Source organism: Streptomyces sp. NPDC016677 (assembly GCF_055562815.1).
In genome coordinates this window covers 162,699-177,907 of the sequence record NZ_JBVHEO010000002.1, presented here as the reverse complement: position 1 = coordinate 177,907, position 15,209 = coordinate 162,699, and the positions used below count along the sequence as shown (strand labels likewise).

Below are 15,209 nucleotides of genomic sequence, written 5' to 3'. Positions count from 1 at the left end.
CGGACCACCGTCCCGTCAACCCCCGCGCCATGAGCCCCCGTTCCGTGGACCCCCGTCCCGTCGATGCCGGCCCTGTCGACGCCAGTCCCGTCGATCCCCGCTCCGCGAGCGCCGACGGCCCCCCGGCGCGGGCGGGGGACCGGCCGCGCACCGTCCTGATGTGTCCCGGGCAGGGCGCCTACCTCCCAGGCGCCCTGCGGCACCTGCGCGAAGTGCCCGCGGTCGCCGAGGTGCTGGCGACCGTGGACGCGCACGCGCCGGACCGCGGCCCCGCCGCCGTGCCGGTCGGCCGGCTCCTCACCGAGGCGGACGCCCCGGGCCCCGAGGAACTCCTGAGCGCGGACCCGCTCGGCTTCGACCTGGCCACCTACGCCGCGGTGGTCGCCGCCGCCACCGTCCTGCTCGACCTCGCCGGCCCCTGGATCGACGCGGTCCTCGGCCACAGCGTCGGGGACCTGGCGGCTCTCACCGTCGCCGGGGCCGTCACCGTGCGCCAGGGCGTCCAACTGCTGTGCGTACGGGACCGGCTGCTGAGGACCGCCGGACTGCCGGCGGCCGGCATGGTGGCCACCGACGCCGGCGCCGACCGGGCGGCGGACCTGATCCGTACCTGCGGTACGGAGCGGGTACGGATCGCCGCCCGCAACGCGCCCGCCCAGACGGTCCTCGCCGGTCCCGACGGCCAGCTCGCCCGCCTCCAGCGGGCGCTGCTGGACGACGGGCACCGGGTGACCCGGCTGACCAGCCGCACCGCCTTCCACCATCCGCTGCTCGGGGAGGTCCACCGCTCCTTCCGCCGTCTGCTGCGGGCCCAGCCGATCGCCCGCCCCGCCCTCGCCGTGCACACCACCGCCGGCCACTGGGCGCGGACCCCCGCCCAACTGCGCACCGTGGCCGCCGCCCACCTCACCGAACCCATGGCCCTGCACCACACCCTGCGCGCCCTGCGCCAAGGAGGCTTCACCACCTACCTCGACAGCGGCCCCCGGGCCCTGCTCAGCGCCCTGGTCAAGGCCGGCCTGCCCGGCTGTGCCACCGCCGCGCCGCTGCGCACCCCCGCCGGCGTCGAGCGGATACGCCGGCGTCTCACCGCCGTCGCCCCGCCGCACCGCCCCGGTCGGGGTGCTTGGTAGTCTGCCGAGGCCAGTCACGCCACCTCGGTGGTCAGGGAATCCGGTGGGAATCCGGAACTGACGCGCAGCGGTGAGGGGGACGGGCGGGGCACTGACGCCACTGGGACGGGAACCGCGCGACGGCGGGAACGGTCCTGGGAAGGCGCCTCGTCCGGACGAACCCGAGTCCGAAGACCTGCTGGCACCTCCGCACCCCGTGCGGAGGGCGACCGTAGGCCAGGCTCCGCGTCCAGAGCCCCGACACCCGAGGCATGCCCGTGTTCCGTTCCGTCCCCCGTTCCGCGGCCTTGCTGCTCACCTCCGTCCTGCTGCTCACCGCCTGCGGCACCTCCGACGGCGAGGACACGGCCACGGACGGCTCCCCGTCCGCCGGCCGGCCGGTCACCATCGAGAACTGCGGACACCGCGTCACCCTGGAGTCGGCGCCGCGGCACGCCGTCTCCCTCAACCAGGGCAGCACCGAGATCCTCCTCTCCCTCGGGCTCGCGGACCGCCTGGTCGCCACCGCGACCTGGACCGACCCCGTGATGAAGGGCCTGGAGAAGGCGAACGCCCGGGTGCCCCGGCTCGCCGACAACGCCCCCTCCTTCGAGAAGGTCCTGGACGCCGGACCCGACTTCGTCACCGCCTCGTTCGTCTCCACACTCGGCACGGGCGGTGTCGCCACCCGTGAACAGTTCGAGAAACTGGGCGTGCCCACCTATGTCTCCCCGTCCGACTGCGAGGCGGGCAAGGACAACGACAGCGGCGGCGACGGCTCCCGCGGTACGCCGCTCACCCTCGACACGGTGTACGGCGAGATACGCGACCTGGCGCACGCCTTCCGTGTGGACGAGCGCGGTGACCGACTGGTGCGGCAGCTCAGGACGCGGGTCCGCGAGGCCACCGACGGCCTCCAGGTCTCCGACGTCTCCCTCATGTACTGGTTCGCCAACTCCCAGTCGCCCTACCTCGCCGGATGCTGCGGCGCCCCCGGCGCCATCACCCGCGCCCTCGGCGCGCGGAACGTCTTCTCCGACACCCACGACGAGTGGCCCCAGATCAACTGGGAGACCGTGGCCGACCGCGACCCCGACGTCATCGTCCTCGGCGACCTGACCCGCGAGTCCCAGACCGCCGAGACCGCCAAGGCCAAGATCGAGTTCCTGGAGACCAACCCGGCCACCCGCAATCTCACAGCCGTGCGGAAGAAGCGGTACGTCCTGCTCAGCGGACAGGCGATGAACCCGTCCATCCGCACGGTGGAGGGCATCGAGAAGGTGGCGGCCGGCCTGCGGGACCTCGGGTTCGCCAAGTGACCGGCATACGGACCCCCTTGCTCACCGTGGCCGGACTGGCCGCGCTGGCGGTGTCGGTCGCCGTCGCGGTGACCATCGGGCCGGCCGACATCTCCACCGCCGATGTGTGGGCCTCGGTCGCCGCCCACCTCGGGCTGGGCCGGACCGACCTCGCGCCGCTGCGCGACGGCATCGTGTGGGACCTGCGCATGCCGCGCACGACGCTGGCCGCGGTGTGCGGCGCCGGCCTCGCGCTGTGCGGGGCGGTCATGCAGTCCCTGCTGCGCAATCCGCTGGCCGACCCGTTCGTGCTGGGGGTCTCCTCCGGGGCCTCGACCGGGGCGGTCGCCGTGATCGTGCTCGGCGTGGGCGGGGGAGCGGTGTCGCTGTCCGCCGGCGCGTTCCTCGGCGCGCTGTTCTCCTTCGGGCTGGTCCTGCTGCTCAGTCACAGCCTCGGCGGCAGCGTCGACCGGGTGGTGCTGTCCGGGGTGGCCGCCATGCAGCTGTTCTCCGCGCTCACCTCGTTCACCGTGCTGACCTCGGCGGACGCGGAGACCACCCGGGGCGTGATGTTCTGGCTGCTGGGTTCGCTCACCGGCGCCGGCTGGACCGAGGTGCTGCTGTGCGCCGGGGTGCTGGCCGCCGTACTCGTGGTCTGCCTGGTCCACTCCGCCACCCTGGACGCGTTCACCTTCGGCGAGGAGGCCGCCGCGAGCCTCGGTGTGCGCGTGGCCCGTACCCGCCTCGTCCTGCTCTGCGCCACCGCCCTGCTCACCGCCGCCCTGGTCAGCTGCGCCGGGGCGATCGGCTTCGTCGGGCTGGTCCTGCCGCACGCCACCCGCGTGCTGACCGGCGCCGCCCACGCCCGGCTGCTGCCGGTCACCGTGCTGACCGGGGCCGTGTTCCTGGTGTGGGTGGACACCCTGGCCCGTACCGTCCTCGACCCGCAGGAGATCCCGGTGGGAGTGGTGACGTCCCTCATCGGCGTGCCCGCCTTCGTGGCAGTCCTCTACCGGGGCCGGAGGCGGGCGTGAACGAGCCCGAGACCGTCGGCCCCGAGACGGCCGGCGAGACGATCGGCCTCGAAGCGGCCGGTGCCGAAGCGGCTGGTTCCGAAGCGGCCGGTGCCGAAACGGCCGGTCCCGAAACGGCCGGCGAGACGGCCGGCTTCGGGACGGCACATGAGACGGCCGGTCCCGAGACGACTCGCGAGCCGGCCGGCTCCGGGACGGCCGCTCCCGGAGCCGGAGGACTGCGGGCCGACCGTGTGGGCAGGCGCGCGGGCGGCCGGCTCGTCGTGGACGGCGTCACCCTCGCCCCCCGCCCGGGCGAGACGGTCGGCCTGCTCGGCCCCAACGGGTCGGGAAAGTCCACTCTGCTCAGACTGCTCGCGGGCGTGCTCCAGCCCGCCGCAGGCGTCGTCACCCTCGACGGCAGGCCCCTGACCGGCGTCGGCCGCCGGACCGCGGCCCGCCGAATCGCCACCGTCGAACAGCACGCCCACACCCAGACCGAACTGACCGTCCGCGACGTCGTCGCCCTCGGCCGCATCCCGCACCGCCGCCCCTGGGCGGCCGGATCGGCCGCGGACGGCCGGGCCGTCGCGGCCGCCCTCGACCGCACCGGCCTCACCGACCGGGCGGACCAGTCCTGGCACACCCTGTCCGGCGGCGAACGCCAGCGCGCCCAGATAGCCCGCGCCCTCGCGCAGGAACCGCGCGAACTGCTGCTGGACGAACCCACCAACCACCTCGACATCCAGCACCAGCTCGACCTGCTGGAACTGGTCGTGAGCCTGCCCGTCACCACGGTCGTCGCCCTGCACGACCTCAACCTCGCGGCGATGTACTGCGACCGCGTCCTCGTACTCGGCGAGGGCCGGGCCGTCGCCGAAGGCACCCCGGGCGACGTCCTGACCCCCTCCCTGATCGAACGGGTCTACGGCGTCCGCGCCGAGGTAACCGACGGCGGCCACGGCCGCCCGGTCATCCGCTTCCTGCGCCGCACCGGCCGGCTGTCCCCGCCCCTGGCCCCGGCCTGACGCTCACTCCGGGCCGGTGAGGTACCGGTGGAGCATGGCGACGAGTTCGTCCTCCAGACGCCGGGTGCCCAGCGGGTCGGGAGCCGAGCAGACCTTGTGGACCACCAGCTCCACCGTGGTCACGGCGAGCCGGGCGGCGGCCTCGGTGTCGGCCACCCGGACCTCGGGGTGGTTCTCGAACAACTCCTGGGTGTGCCGGAAGCGTTCTGCCTCGTAGTCGTTCACCTTCGCCAGCAGCTCCGGCGACCGCGGTGCCTCCTCGGCCATGATGCGCAGCAGCCGCGGATCGTCGACGTGGTTCTCGATGGCGGCCCGCACGAACACCCGGAGGGTGTCCTCCAGCGATGCGGGCAGCCCCTCGGCCAGGTAGCGGGCGACACTGGCCGCCCCGGCTTCCAGGTGCCGGGTCACCAACTCCACCAGGATCGCGTCCTTGTTCGGGTAGTACTGGTAGAGCGAACCGATCGAGACCCGCGCCCGTTCGGCGATCCGGTTGGTGGTGCCCGCCGCGTAGCCGTACTCCTCGAAAATGTGAGCAGCCGCGTCCAGGATGCGCTGCCGGGTCAGCTCGGCGCGGACCTGACGGGGCTGTTTACGTGGGGCGATGGCGCGTTTGCCGGATGTCATGGAACCTCCTGGCCAGGCCCGCGAAAGCGAGTGGCGAACGACCTGAGTAATTGCTCACAATAGTGGCATGACCTGCGGCGGAGCCGTCAAGGACGGCTGCCGATCCTCCTCCTGGGAAGGACCCTTCATGACGCATGTCGCCACCCCTTACCGGAGCGTTCCCCCGGACGAGGTCCGGGCCCGGCTCGGCGAACCCGACGCCATGACCGCGGCGAAGAAGACCGACCGCCTCGACGACTGCTTTCGCCGGTTCATCGCGCACTCGCCCTTCCTCACCATGGCCACGGCCGACGCCCGGGGCCGCGCCGACTGCTCGCCCCGGGGCGACTACCCCGGCTTCGTGAAGGTCCTCGACGACCGGACGCTCGCCATCCCCGACCGCCCCGGCAACCGGATCGCCGACTCCTTCCGCAACCTCGCCGAGAACGACGGCATCGGCCTGCTCTTCCTCGTCCCCGGTATGCGCGAGACCCTGCGCGTCAACGGCCGCGCCCGGCCCACCGACGAGCCCGACGTCCTGGCCCGCATGGAGACCGAGGCCAGGCGGCCGGTGCTGGCCCTCCTGGTCGAGGTGGACGAGGTGTACTTCCACTGCGGCCGCGCGCTCATCCGGTCCCGCCTGTGGGACCCCGCCACCCAGGCCCTCGCCGACGAGATGCCCTCGGCCGGCGAGGTCGCCGTCGCGCAGCTCGGCCTCGACATCGACCCGGAGATCATCGAGAACCGCCTCGAAGAGGGCTACCGCGAGCTGTACTGACCCGGTCCGGACACCGCCCCTCGCCGAAGGAGACCACCCCGTGACACCACCACCCCAAGCCCCACCACCCCAAGCCCCTCCACCCCAGGCCCCATCGCCCCTGTCACCACAGCCCCCGTCCCCACCGCCCCGGCAGACCGTCGTCGTCGACCGCATGGCACCCCTCACCGGGGACGTCGTCTCCCTCACCCTCAAGGGCGCCGGAGGCCGCCCGCTCGCCCCCTGGGAGCCGGGCGCCCACATCGACGTCTCCCTGCCCAACTGGCTGACCCGGCAGTACTCGCTGTGCGGAGACCCCGCCGACCGGGACGCCTACCGGATCGCCGTGCGCCTCGACCGGCTCAGCCGGGGCGGATCGGAGTACATCCACCGCTTCCTGCGCGCCGGGCGCGGCCTGGAGGTGTCGGCGCCGCGCAACCACTTCCCGCTGCTGCCCGCGCCGGGCTACCTCTTCCTGGCCGGCGGCATCGGCATCACCCCCGTCCTGCCGATGCTGCGGGCGGCGACGGCGGCCGGAGTGCCCGCCCGGCTGGTGTACGTGGGACCGTCGACGGACACCATGCCGTTCGCCGACGACCTGCGCGCGGAGTACGGGGACCGGGTGCGCCTGGTCGCCACCCGGGAACAGGGCAGGCCCGACCTGCGCGCCCTGGCCGCGGAGCTGGACGACGGCACCCTGGTCTACTGCTGCGGCCCCGCGCCCCTGCTGTCCGCCGCCGAGGCCGTCTTCCCCGCCGGGCGCCTGCACGCGGAGCGGTTCCGGCCGCTGCGGCGGGAGTTCGGCCCCGACACCGCCTTCGAGGTGGTGTGCGCCCGGTCGGGCGGCACCGTGCACGTGCCGGAGGGAAAGCCGATGCTCGACGCCCTGGCGCACAGCGGCCGGACGGTGCCCGCCGGCTGCCGGGAGGGCGTCTGCGGAAGCTGTGAACTCGCCGTCCTGGACGGCGAACCCGATCACCGCGACGACATCGGCGCCCCGGCGGGCCGTATGTACCCGTGCGTCTCCCGCGCACGGTCGGCCCGGCTCGTCGTGGACCTGTGAGCCCTGCCGCCGAACCACCACGACGAGAGCGAGACAGCGATGAGTCTGCTGCCCAAGACGCGCATGCCCCGGACCCGGCGCATGATCACGCTGGAGGTGCGGGCGACCGAGCGGCTGAGCCCCACCTTCCTGACCGTCACGCTCGGCGGTCCCGAACTGGCCCACCTGGAACCCATGGGACACGACCAGACCGTACGGCTGTTCTTCCCCCGCGCGGGCCAGGAGCGCCTGCGGATGCCGCGCCGCGACAGCGAGGCGTGGATGGCCGAGGTGCTGCTGATGCCGAAGGCGAGCAGGCCGTGGGTGCGCAACTACACCATTCGCCGCATCCGGCCCGGACTCGGGGAACTGGACATCGAGTTCGCCCTGCACGGCGACAGCCCGGCCTCCGCCTGGGCGCGGGGCGCCCGGCCCGGTGATCCGGCCGGCATATTCGACATGGGCATCACCTACCTGCCGCCCGAGGGCGCCGCGTGGCAGTTGCTGGTCGGTGACGAGAGCGCGCTGCCGGCGATCCTGGCCATCCTGGACGGGGCGCCCGCCTCCCTCGCCGGGGACGTGTTCCTGGAGGTGCCGGACAGGGCCGACTTCCGTACGGACCTCGCCGTTCCCGAGGGCGTCACGGTGCACTGGCTGGCCCGCGACGGCGCCGCGCCCGGCGCGGCTGCACTCGACGCGGTGCGGCGCGCCGAGCCACGGCCGGGCCGGGGGTACGTCTGGGCGGCGGGGGAGTCCCGGCTGGCCACCGGTGTACGCCGTCACCTGGTGCGGGACCGGGCCGTGCCCAAGTCGGACATCGCCTTCCACGGCTACTGGCGCCAGGGCCGGCCCAGCCCCGGCTGAGCCCCGGCCGAGCCCGGCACCGGAGGGCGCGGCCACCCCGGAGGCCGCGCTCGCCGGAGGACACCGGCCGCGCCTTCCGGTGGACGGGCACGACACCCACGCCACCCCCTGCTCATTGGTACAGACCAGGAACACGATGCACCCAGGCCGACCAGGTGTGTCAAGGGTCGGGCGACGACGGGAAATTCTTGAATCGAGGTCAACGCGCCGCCGCTCCAAGGGTGTTGACACCGCTACTTGGTCTAGTCCATTGTGAGGCCTCGTTCGGCGAGTGGCACAGGAGACCGGTGTCCGCCGCCCCGCCCCGCTCCGCCACCCGGCCCCGAGCGGAACCCGTAGCCCCTCCCGCGTGCGCACAGTGGCACGCCCTCCGCACAGACCGCCGTCCACGGCAGGTGCGACGGCGACGACTTGGAGCACCACATGGCCACACCCGACCCCTACCTGTACCGAGCCGCCTCGGACATCCCCTACTTCAGCGCGGACGCGGACACCTACCTCGCCCGCACCCCACTGCGCGACCTGGAGAAGACCCGCCCCCTGCGGGTGCTGACCGAGGAGCAGTTCGCCCACTGGCAGACGTACGGCTACACCGTCGTCGAGCAGGCCATACCCGCCGAGTCCGCCCGGCGCCTGCTGGACTTCGCCTGGGAGTTCCAGGGCCTGGACCCCGACCGCCCGGAGACCTGGTACGAGGAGCGCGCCTACCGCTCCGACCTCGACCGCGAACTGCACGTCTACGGCTTCGTCGAGGCCTACCACCACCAGCTCATCTGGGACAGCCGCCAGAGCCGGCGGGTCTACGACGCCTTCGCCGACGTATGGGACTGCGCGGAACTCTGGGTCACGCTGGACCGCCTCAACCTCAACCCGCCCAACGTCAAGAACCGCGACCGCGCCCTGATCGAGCGGCGCGAGCGCGGCTTCGACATCGAACTCCACTGGGACGTCGACACCACCCTCGGCGTCCTGCCCCAGCGGGTCCAGGGCATCATCGCCCTCAACGACACCGAGCCGGACCACGGCGGCTTCCAGTGCTGCCCCGAACTCTTCCGCCGCTTCGACAGCTGGAAGGCCCTCCAGCCCGCCGGCCGCGACCCCATCCGGCCCGCCATCGACCGCGCCGAACTGCCCGTCGTACGGCCCGACCTGAGCGCCGGCGACCTGCTGATCTGGAACGGGCTGCTCGCCCACGGTGTCGCCCCCAACACCTCGGGCGGCGGGGTGCGCGCCGTGCAGTACCTGTCGATGATGCCCGCGCTGGAGGAGCACGAGGAACTGCGCCGCTCCCGCGTCGAGTCCTGGCGCACCCTCGCCACCCCCGAGTGGAACGCCACCCTGCTCGGCGACGCTTGCCGGCCCGAGTCCGAGCGGTACCCGACCGCCGAACTGAACGACCTGGGCGCCCGCCTGCTCGGCCTGAAGTCCTGGCACGACGGGAGCGACACCGACCAGCCCACCGGGGACACCGCATGCGCCGCGTCTGCCTGACCCTGCCCACGAACCGGGCCTGCCCCGAGACCATCACCGCCCTCGGCGCGGAGGCGGCCTACGCCGTCGAGCGGCACACCGACGTCGAAGTCCAGGTGCTGATCCTCGACTCCTGCGACCCCGCCGTGCGCACCGCCCACACCGCGGCCGTCCGGCGCCTGCCCGCCCACCCGCGCATCACCGTCCACCACCTCGACGAGGCCGCCCAGCGCGCCTTCCTCACCCGCGTCGTCACCCGCTCCGGCAGCGCCAAACCCGACCTCCTCCTCGACCTGCTCCTGCCCGACGGCATCTCCTACGGCGCCTGCACGAACCGCGCCTTCCTGATCGCCGCGGCGCTCGGCTGCGAGTCCGTCCACCGCCGCGACTCCGACAGCCGCTACCAGCGCCTGGACGGCCGTACGGTCTTCCCCGTCCACCACGAACTGGCCGCCCTGGGCAGACCCGCCGGGCAAGCCGAGGTCACCGACACCGACCTGCCGGCGGCGTACGCGGAGCGGACGGTGGCGATGGTGGGCGGCTCCTTCGTCGGCGAACTCTCCGTCGACCTCGCCCACCTGCGCCGGGCCGACCCCGACGTCTACCGCGACGTGGTCGGCCTGTGGGCACCGGCCCACTGGTCCGCCGCACGCAAGCACGAACTGGCCGAGGAGTCCTTCCGGGGCGCGGGCACCGAGCCGTTCACCGGGGACCGCTCACTGCTGACCCTCGTCGACCCGATGCGCGTCGACATGTGCAACATCGCCTTCCACGGCGTGCACGAACGCGTGCCGCTGCCACCCGCCCGGGACACCATCGGCAGCGACTACTTCCTGATCCACCTGGTCCACGACGCCCGGCTGCCCGGCGTCCTGCACAACCGGCACATCGTCAACTACCACACCGGCGAACGCCGCACCGACGACGGCTTCCGCGCCTATCAGCTGCGCTTCGTCAAGTTCCTGCTGTCGATGCTCCACTTCCACCACGTCTACGACCGGATGGCACACGCCGGAGACGCCCTGCTGGACGACACCGGCCGGGTACGTCCCGCCGGGATCGCGGCGTTCGCCCGGGAGAGCACGGGCCTCGACCGGACGGAGAACATCCGGCGGCTGGACGCGGTCGACGCCGCCTACCGGCGCCTGGGCGGCCGGTACGCCGACGTGGCCGACCTGGTGGCCGCCCGCCGCGAACGCCTCCTGGACGAGGCCCGTGACGACATGGCGGACTTCGCGCTGCTGACCGAGGCGTGGGAACCGCTGGTGTCCGCGGCCAGATCGACCGAACCGGCCGCACCGCCCGGGCAGCCCGCGTGAGCGCGCTGACCAGGACCGCCCCGGCGCTCAGCGCGTCGCTCGCCGCGGCCCTCGCCGACGCCGGCCCGGACCGCCTCGTCCTGGACCTCGGCGACATCGCCCGCGCCCACGCCACCCTGCGCCGCGAACTGCCCGGCGTCCACGTCAGGTTCGCCCTGAAGGCGTGCCCGGTGGACGAGGTCATCGGCACGCTGGCCCGGGCCGGCGCCGGAGCCGACGCGGCGAGCCCCGCCGAGATCGAACAGGCCCTGCGGGCGGGTGTGCCGGCCGGCCGCGTCCACTACGGCAACACCGTCAAGTCCGACCGCGACATCGCCGCCGCCCACCGGCTCGGCGTCCGCACCTTCGCCACCGACAGCCTGGAGGACGTGGCCGCGCTCGCCGCGCACGCGCCCGGCGCCCGGGTCTTCTGCCGGGTGGCGGCCGGGGGAGAGGGCGCGGTGTGGGGCCTCGGCCACAAGTTCGGGTGCGCGCCCCAAGACGCGGTCCGCGTCCTGGAACGGGCCCGACAGGCGGGGCTGGTGCCGTCCGGCCTCTCCGTGCACGTCGGCTCCCAGCAGATGACGGCCGAGGCGTGGCGCGTCGCCGTGGAGGACCTCGCCGAGGTGCTGCGCGCCCTGCGCCCGCGCGGCATCACCCCCGACCACGTCAACCTCGGCGGCGGCCTCCCGGCGGTGGGCTACCTCGACCGGCACGGCCACCCCCTCGACCCGCCGCTGGACAAGATCTTCGCGGTCCTCCGGGAAGGCATGGACACCCTGCGCCGGGCCCACGGCGGGCCCCTGGACTTCGTCGTCGAACCCGGCCGGTACCTCGTCGCCGACCACGGCGCCGTCCGCGCCCACGTCGCCCGGCTCGCCCGGCGCCGGGAACCGGGCGGGACGGACCGGTACTGGCTGTACCTGAGCTGCGGCAAGTTCAACGGTCTCTACGAGATGGACGCGCTCCAGTACCGGCTGGTCTTCCCCGGCCGCACCGGCGGCCCCACCGTCCCGGCCGTGGTCGCCGGACCCACCTGCGACAGCGACGACGCCTACTCCCACGAGGACGGGCACGTCCGGGTGCCGGCGGACCTGGCGTCCGGCGACCCCGTCTGGGTACTGTCCAGCGGCGCGTACGCCCTCAGCTACACCACCCGCGGCTTCAACGGCTTTCCCCCACTGGCCTACGCCGTCACCGGCGGCGCCGATGACTGAACCCGTCCGGGTCCGCCGTATCGCCGACGCCGACTGGGACGCCGTCGCGGCACTGGAGCGCGACGCCTACGCCCCGCTCGGCCTGTCCGAGGGGCGGGCCGCGCTCCAGTCCCGGGCGGCCGCCTCGCCGGAGACCTGCTTCGTCCTCGACGTCGGCGGCCGGACGGCCGGCTACCTGCTGGCCCTGCCGTACCCGGCGCTGAGCGTCCCCGCCCTCGGCCGGACCGGGCGGCCCGCCACCGCGCCGCCCGGCAACCTCCACCTGCACGACCTCGTCGTCGCGCCCGCCCTGCGCCGCCGGGGACTGGCGCGGCACCTGCTGCGCCGGCTCGCCGGGACCGCCCGCCTCCGCGGCGACGAACGGATCTCCCTGGTCGCCGTGGGCGGCAGCGACCGGTTCTGGACGGCCCGCGGCTTCGTACCGCACCCGGACGTCACCCCGCCCGGCGGCTACGGCCCCGACGCCGTCTACATGTCCCGGCCGGTGCCGGCCCCGCGTGAAGTGAGCTGATCCGCATGCCCCTGCTCCAAGACCCGTACCGCCGCGGCCAGTTGGCAGCCGCCGCGCTGTTCTGCTCCCTCGGGTTCCAGTACGCCACCTGGGCGGCGCGGATACCGGCCCTGAAGGCGGACCTGGGGCTGAGCACGGCCGAGGTCGGGGTGCTGCTGATGGCCGCCGGCGTCGGCGCGGCGGTGTCGTTCCCGCTGGTGGCCTGGCTGATGCGGCGCCTGGGCTCCCGGCGGCTCGCCCTGCTCTCCCAGCTCTGTCTGGCCCTGCTCCTGCTCGCCCTGGCGGCGGCGCCGAACTACCACGTGGCCCTGCTGGTCATGTGCGTCGACGGCGTGCTCGTGGGCTGTCTGAACGTCGCCATGAACGCGCAGGGAGCGGCTCTGGAGGCCAGGTTCGAGCGCACCACCATGGCCCGGCTGCACGCCACGTTCAGCGCCGGATCACTGCTCGCCGCCCTGGTCGCCTCCGCCATGACCACGCTGACCGAGTCGGTCGGCGCGCACTTCGGCGTGGCCGTCGCCCTCCTGCTGGCCCTGGGCGCCACCGCACGCACCGGACTGCTGGACGAGGATGAGATCCACGACGGGCGCGGCGAGGCGACGGACGCGCCCGTGACGGACAAACGCCGCCGGAGCTGGACCGTACCCACCGCGCTCACCCTGTGGATGTGCTGCGCCATGGTCTTCGGCACGGTCGCCGAGGGCGCGATGAACGACTGGTCCGCCCTCTACCTGAAGGACGTCGCCGGGGCGTCGGCCGGGCTCGCGCCGCTCGGCATCGCCGTGGTGTCGGGCGCCATGGTGATCGCCCGGCTCTTCGCCGACGGCTGGCGCGACCGCTGGGGCGACCGGCGGGTCGTCCTGCTCGGCAGCGCGCTGGCCGCCACCGCCCTGACCGGCGCCCTGCTGAGCGGCGGGGTGCTGCCGGCCCTGGTCGGCTTCGCCTGCGTCGGCCTCGGCATCGCCGCCGTGACGCCGTGCGTGTACGCGGCGGCGGCCCGCCAGGGCTCGGACGCGCTCACCCTCGTCGCCGCCATGGGCACCACCGGCCTGCTGGCCGGACCGCCGCTCATCGGCTTCGTCGCGGACGCCGCCTCACTGGCGTGGGGCATGGGCGCCGTCGCCGGGTCGGCGGCCGTGGTGGCCCTGTGCGGTACGCGGATCAGCTGGGAGCCGGTGGGCGCCGCGGCCCCCGCAGCCGTCGCGGTCACTCCTCCAGAGCCGCCTCGGGTCCCATGACGACGACCGGTTTCCGGGCCGGGTCCAGCGCCTTGAGCAGCACCCGCATGTGCTCCTCGCGCAGGGAGACACAGGCGTTGGTCGGCCCGTCGTGGTCGACGTGGATCCACACCCCACCGCCCTTGTCCTCGCCCAGCGGCCGGGTGTTGTCCAGCGGGGTCGTGCCGGGCACCCGGTTGTAGTCGATGGCGACGACGTAGTCGAACGAGCCCTCCAGCGACTCACCGAGATGTCCGGTGCCCTCGGCGGAGAAGTCCGGGTCCTGGTCGTAGGGGAGCCGGGCCCACGGGGCGGGCAGCCGTCCCCCGGCGTCGCTGAGCGTGAACACGCCGATGGGGGTGCGCAGGTCCCCGGCCTCGTGGTCGCGGGTCCAGCCGCGCAGCCCGTTGTGCGCCGGCCACGGCCCGGCGACGGCCCGCCAGCCGTGCTCGGCGTCCCGCTCGTACAGCACGACCCGGGCCCGGTTGCCGTCTTCCGTCGTGCCCCGCACCACCACGGCCTGCCGGGAGGCGGCCGGGACCCGGTCGCGCAGGGCGGGCCCGACCCCGGGGAGCGGGCGGGGGGTGGCTCTCGCCGGAGGAGCACCGGGCACGGGCGTGCTCTGCGAGGAGGAGCCGCGCGGCTCCGGGGTACAGCCGGTTCCCAGCAGGCCGGTGCACACCACGGCGCCGAACGCGCACACCAGCACTTTCCTCAGCGTCATACCGAACTCCGCCTCCGTACGTGGACCTGGTCATTGCTTGACCACTTCCGGTACGGGTTTCCCGCGGGCCGCCCCTCCTCCCCCGTTCGGCGCAGACGGTGCCCCGGTGGCGGGAAGAGTTTCACCCGGCCGGGACCGGAGCCACCCGTCCGGCCGCCGGACACCGCACCGGGAGGAGGTACCCGCCTGTGGCACCCGGTGAGCAGGCCGGGACCGTCCTGCCGGCCGGTCAGGACCGGTACCGCCCGGCCAGTTCGACGCCCTGCGCGCCGAACGCGGCGAGGTCGGCGTCGAAGACCCGCTGGAGCAGACTCGCGTCCGCGACACCGGGGGCGCAGACCGTCTCCCCCAGCTCCAGGCCGCGCAGACCGGCGGTGACCACGTCCTCGGCGGACATCCGGGGCACCGTGCTCAGGTCCAGGCCCTGCCGCTCGTGGAACTCCGTCGCCACCACACCGGGACACAGCACCTGCACCGCGACCCCGGTACCGGACAGCTCGGCGGCCAGCACCTGGGACATCGCGACCAGATGGGCCAGCGCACCGGCGTAGACCGCGCGCCGGGGCAGCTGGGACGCCGTGGCCGGGCCGCTGAAGGCGATCATGCCGGCCACGTTGACGATCGCGCCCGCGCCGCGGGCCAGCATGCCGGGGACGGCGGCGCGCGTCAGCAGGGTCGGGGCGGCCACCTTGACCTGCACCAGTTCCCGGGCCTTGGCCGCGGGCAGGTCGGCGAGCGGCATGTAGTGGGCCACGCCCGCGTTGTTGACGAGCATCGTCAGGGGCTCGGTGGCACACACCTCCGCGACCGCGTCCACCCCCGCGTCGGTGGACAGGTCGGCGACCAGGGGGCGGACCTCGACGCCGGGGAACTCGGCGGCGAGCGCCTCCAGCCGGTCGGCGCGGCGGCCGACGGCCACCACGGCGTGGCCCTGTCCGGCCAGCCGCCGGGCGAAGGCCCGGCCGATGCCCGACGAGGCGCCGGTGACGAGTGCGAGCTTGCGCATGACTGCTCCTGTGTACGAGGTGCGAGGGGCCGCGCCTTCCGGCGGG

At 74.2% G+C, this 15,209-nt stretch carries 15 protein-coding genes and 1 riboswitch; of the genes, 12 read left to right on the top strand and 3 right to left on the bottom strand.

The features are described from left to right. Nucleotides 1–29 precede the first annotated feature (29 nt). The 4 genes from ACZ3IG_RS06110 (at nt 30) to ACZ3IG_RS06095 (ending at nt 4,451) form a co-directional block, all read left to right on the top strand. Entirely contained in the window at nt 30–1,133 is a 1,104-nt protein-coding gene (locus ACZ3IG_RS06110; protein WP_467429498.1) for an ACP S-malonyltransferase, read from the top strand. Beyond that, a riboswitch (cobalamin riboswitch) is annotated at nt 1,128–1,330 on the top strand. (Overlaps the previous gene by 6 nt.) 54 nt (nt 1,331–1,384) lie before the next feature. Further along, nucleotides 1,385–2,431 (top strand): ABC transporter substrate-binding protein, encoded by a 1,047-nt coding sequence (locus ACZ3IG_RS06105; protein WP_467429497.1) that lies wholly within the window; start codon nt 1,385–1,387, stop codon nt 2,429–2,431. Then, entirely contained in the window at nt 2,428–3,444 is a 1,017-nt protein-coding gene (locus tag ACZ3IG_RS06100) for a FecCD family ABC transporter permease (protein ID WP_467429495.1), read from the top strand. The genes ACZ3IG_RS06105 and ACZ3IG_RS06100 overlap by 4 nt, the downstream gene beginning before the upstream one ends. Nucleotides 3,445–3,662: 218 nt before the next feature. Continuing rightward, entirely contained in the window at nt 3,663–4,451 is a 789-nt protein-coding gene (locus ACZ3IG_RS06095; protein ID WP_467430509.1) for an ABC transporter ATP-binding protein, read from the top strand. Between the two features lie 3 nt (nt 4,452–4,454). On the opposite strand, the gene ACZ3IG_RS06090 is transcribed toward ACZ3IG_RS06095, so the two are convergent. After that, entirely contained in the window at nt 4,455–5,078 is a 624-nt protein-coding gene (locus ACZ3IG_RS06090) for a TetR/AcrR family transcriptional regulator (protein WP_467429493.1), read from the bottom strand. 127 nt (nt 5,079–5,205) lie between these two features. Here ACZ3IG_RS06090 and ACZ3IG_RS06085 point away from each other — a divergent pair, with 127 nt between their 5' ends. The 8 genes from ACZ3IG_RS06085 (at nt 5,206) to ACZ3IG_RS06050 (ending at nt 13,454) form a co-directional block, all read left to right on the top strand. Next, nucleotides 5,206–5,835 (top strand): MSMEG_1061 family FMN-dependent PPOX-type flavoprotein, encoded by a 630-nt coding sequence (locus ACZ3IG_RS06085; protein ID WP_467429491.1) that lies wholly within the window; start codon nt 5,206–5,208, stop codon nt 5,833–5,835. A gap of 154 nt (nt 5,836–5,989) precedes the next feature. Then, on the top strand, nt 5,990–6,877 hold the full coding sequence (locus ACZ3IG_RS06080; RefSeq protein WP_467429489.1) for a PDR/VanB family oxidoreductase: 888 nt from the start codon (nt 5,990–5,992) through the stop codon (nt 6,875–6,877). Between the two features lie 39 nt (nt 6,878–6,916). Beyond that, nucleotides 6,917–7,720 (top strand): siderophore-interacting protein, encoded by an 804-nt coding sequence (locus ACZ3IG_RS06075; protein WP_467429488.1) that lies wholly within the window; start codon nt 6,917–6,919, stop codon nt 7,718–7,720. A gap of 423 nt (nt 7,721–8,143) precedes the next feature. Continuing rightward, on the top strand, nt 8,144–9,211 hold the full coding sequence (locus ACZ3IG_RS06070; RefSeq protein ID WP_467429485.1) for a phytanoyl-CoA dioxygenase family protein: 1,068 nt from the start codon (nt 8,144–8,146) through the stop codon (nt 9,209–9,211). Beyond that, nucleotides 9,193–10,509 (top strand): DUF6271 family protein, encoded by a 1,317-nt coding sequence (locus tag ACZ3IG_RS06065; RefSeq protein WP_467429483.1) that lies wholly within the window; start codon nt 9,193–9,195, stop codon nt 10,507–10,509. The genes ACZ3IG_RS06070 and ACZ3IG_RS06065 overlap by 19 nt, the downstream gene beginning before the upstream one ends. Before the next feature lie 5 nt (nt 10,510–10,514). Further along, nucleotides 10,515–11,705, top strand: coding sequence for an alanine racemase (locus ACZ3IG_RS06060; protein WP_467430506.1), 1,191 nt, complete (start codon nt 10,515–10,517; stop codon nt 11,703–11,705). Further along, entirely contained in the window at nt 11,698–12,216 is a 519-nt protein-coding gene (locus ACZ3IG_RS06055) for a GNAT family N-acetyltransferase (RefSeq protein ID WP_467429481.1), read from the top strand. The genes ACZ3IG_RS06060 and ACZ3IG_RS06055 overlap by 8 nt, the downstream gene beginning before the upstream one ends. Nucleotides 12,217–12,221: 5 nt before the next feature. Then, entirely contained in the window at nt 12,222–13,454 is a 1,233-nt protein-coding gene (locus ACZ3IG_RS06050; protein WP_467429480.1) for an MFS transporter, read from the top strand. On the opposite strand, the gene ACZ3IG_RS06045 is transcribed toward ACZ3IG_RS06050, so the two are convergent. Beyond that, a complete protein-coding gene (locus ACZ3IG_RS06045; protein ID WP_467429477.1) occupies nt 13,423–14,157 on the bottom strand; it encodes a L,D-transpeptidase family protein in 735 nt (244 codons plus the stop codon). The two genes, ACZ3IG_RS06050 and ACZ3IG_RS06045, sit on opposite strands and share 32 nt — an antisense overlap. A 229-nt stretch (nt 14,158–14,386) precedes the next feature. Beyond that, nucleotides 14,387–15,163, bottom strand: coding sequence for an SDR family NAD(P)-dependent oxidoreductase (locus tag ACZ3IG_RS06040; protein WP_467429476.1), 777 nt, complete (start codon nt 15,161–15,163; stop codon nt 14,387–14,389). Between the last annotated feature and the right edge of the window lie 46 nt (nt 15,164–15,209).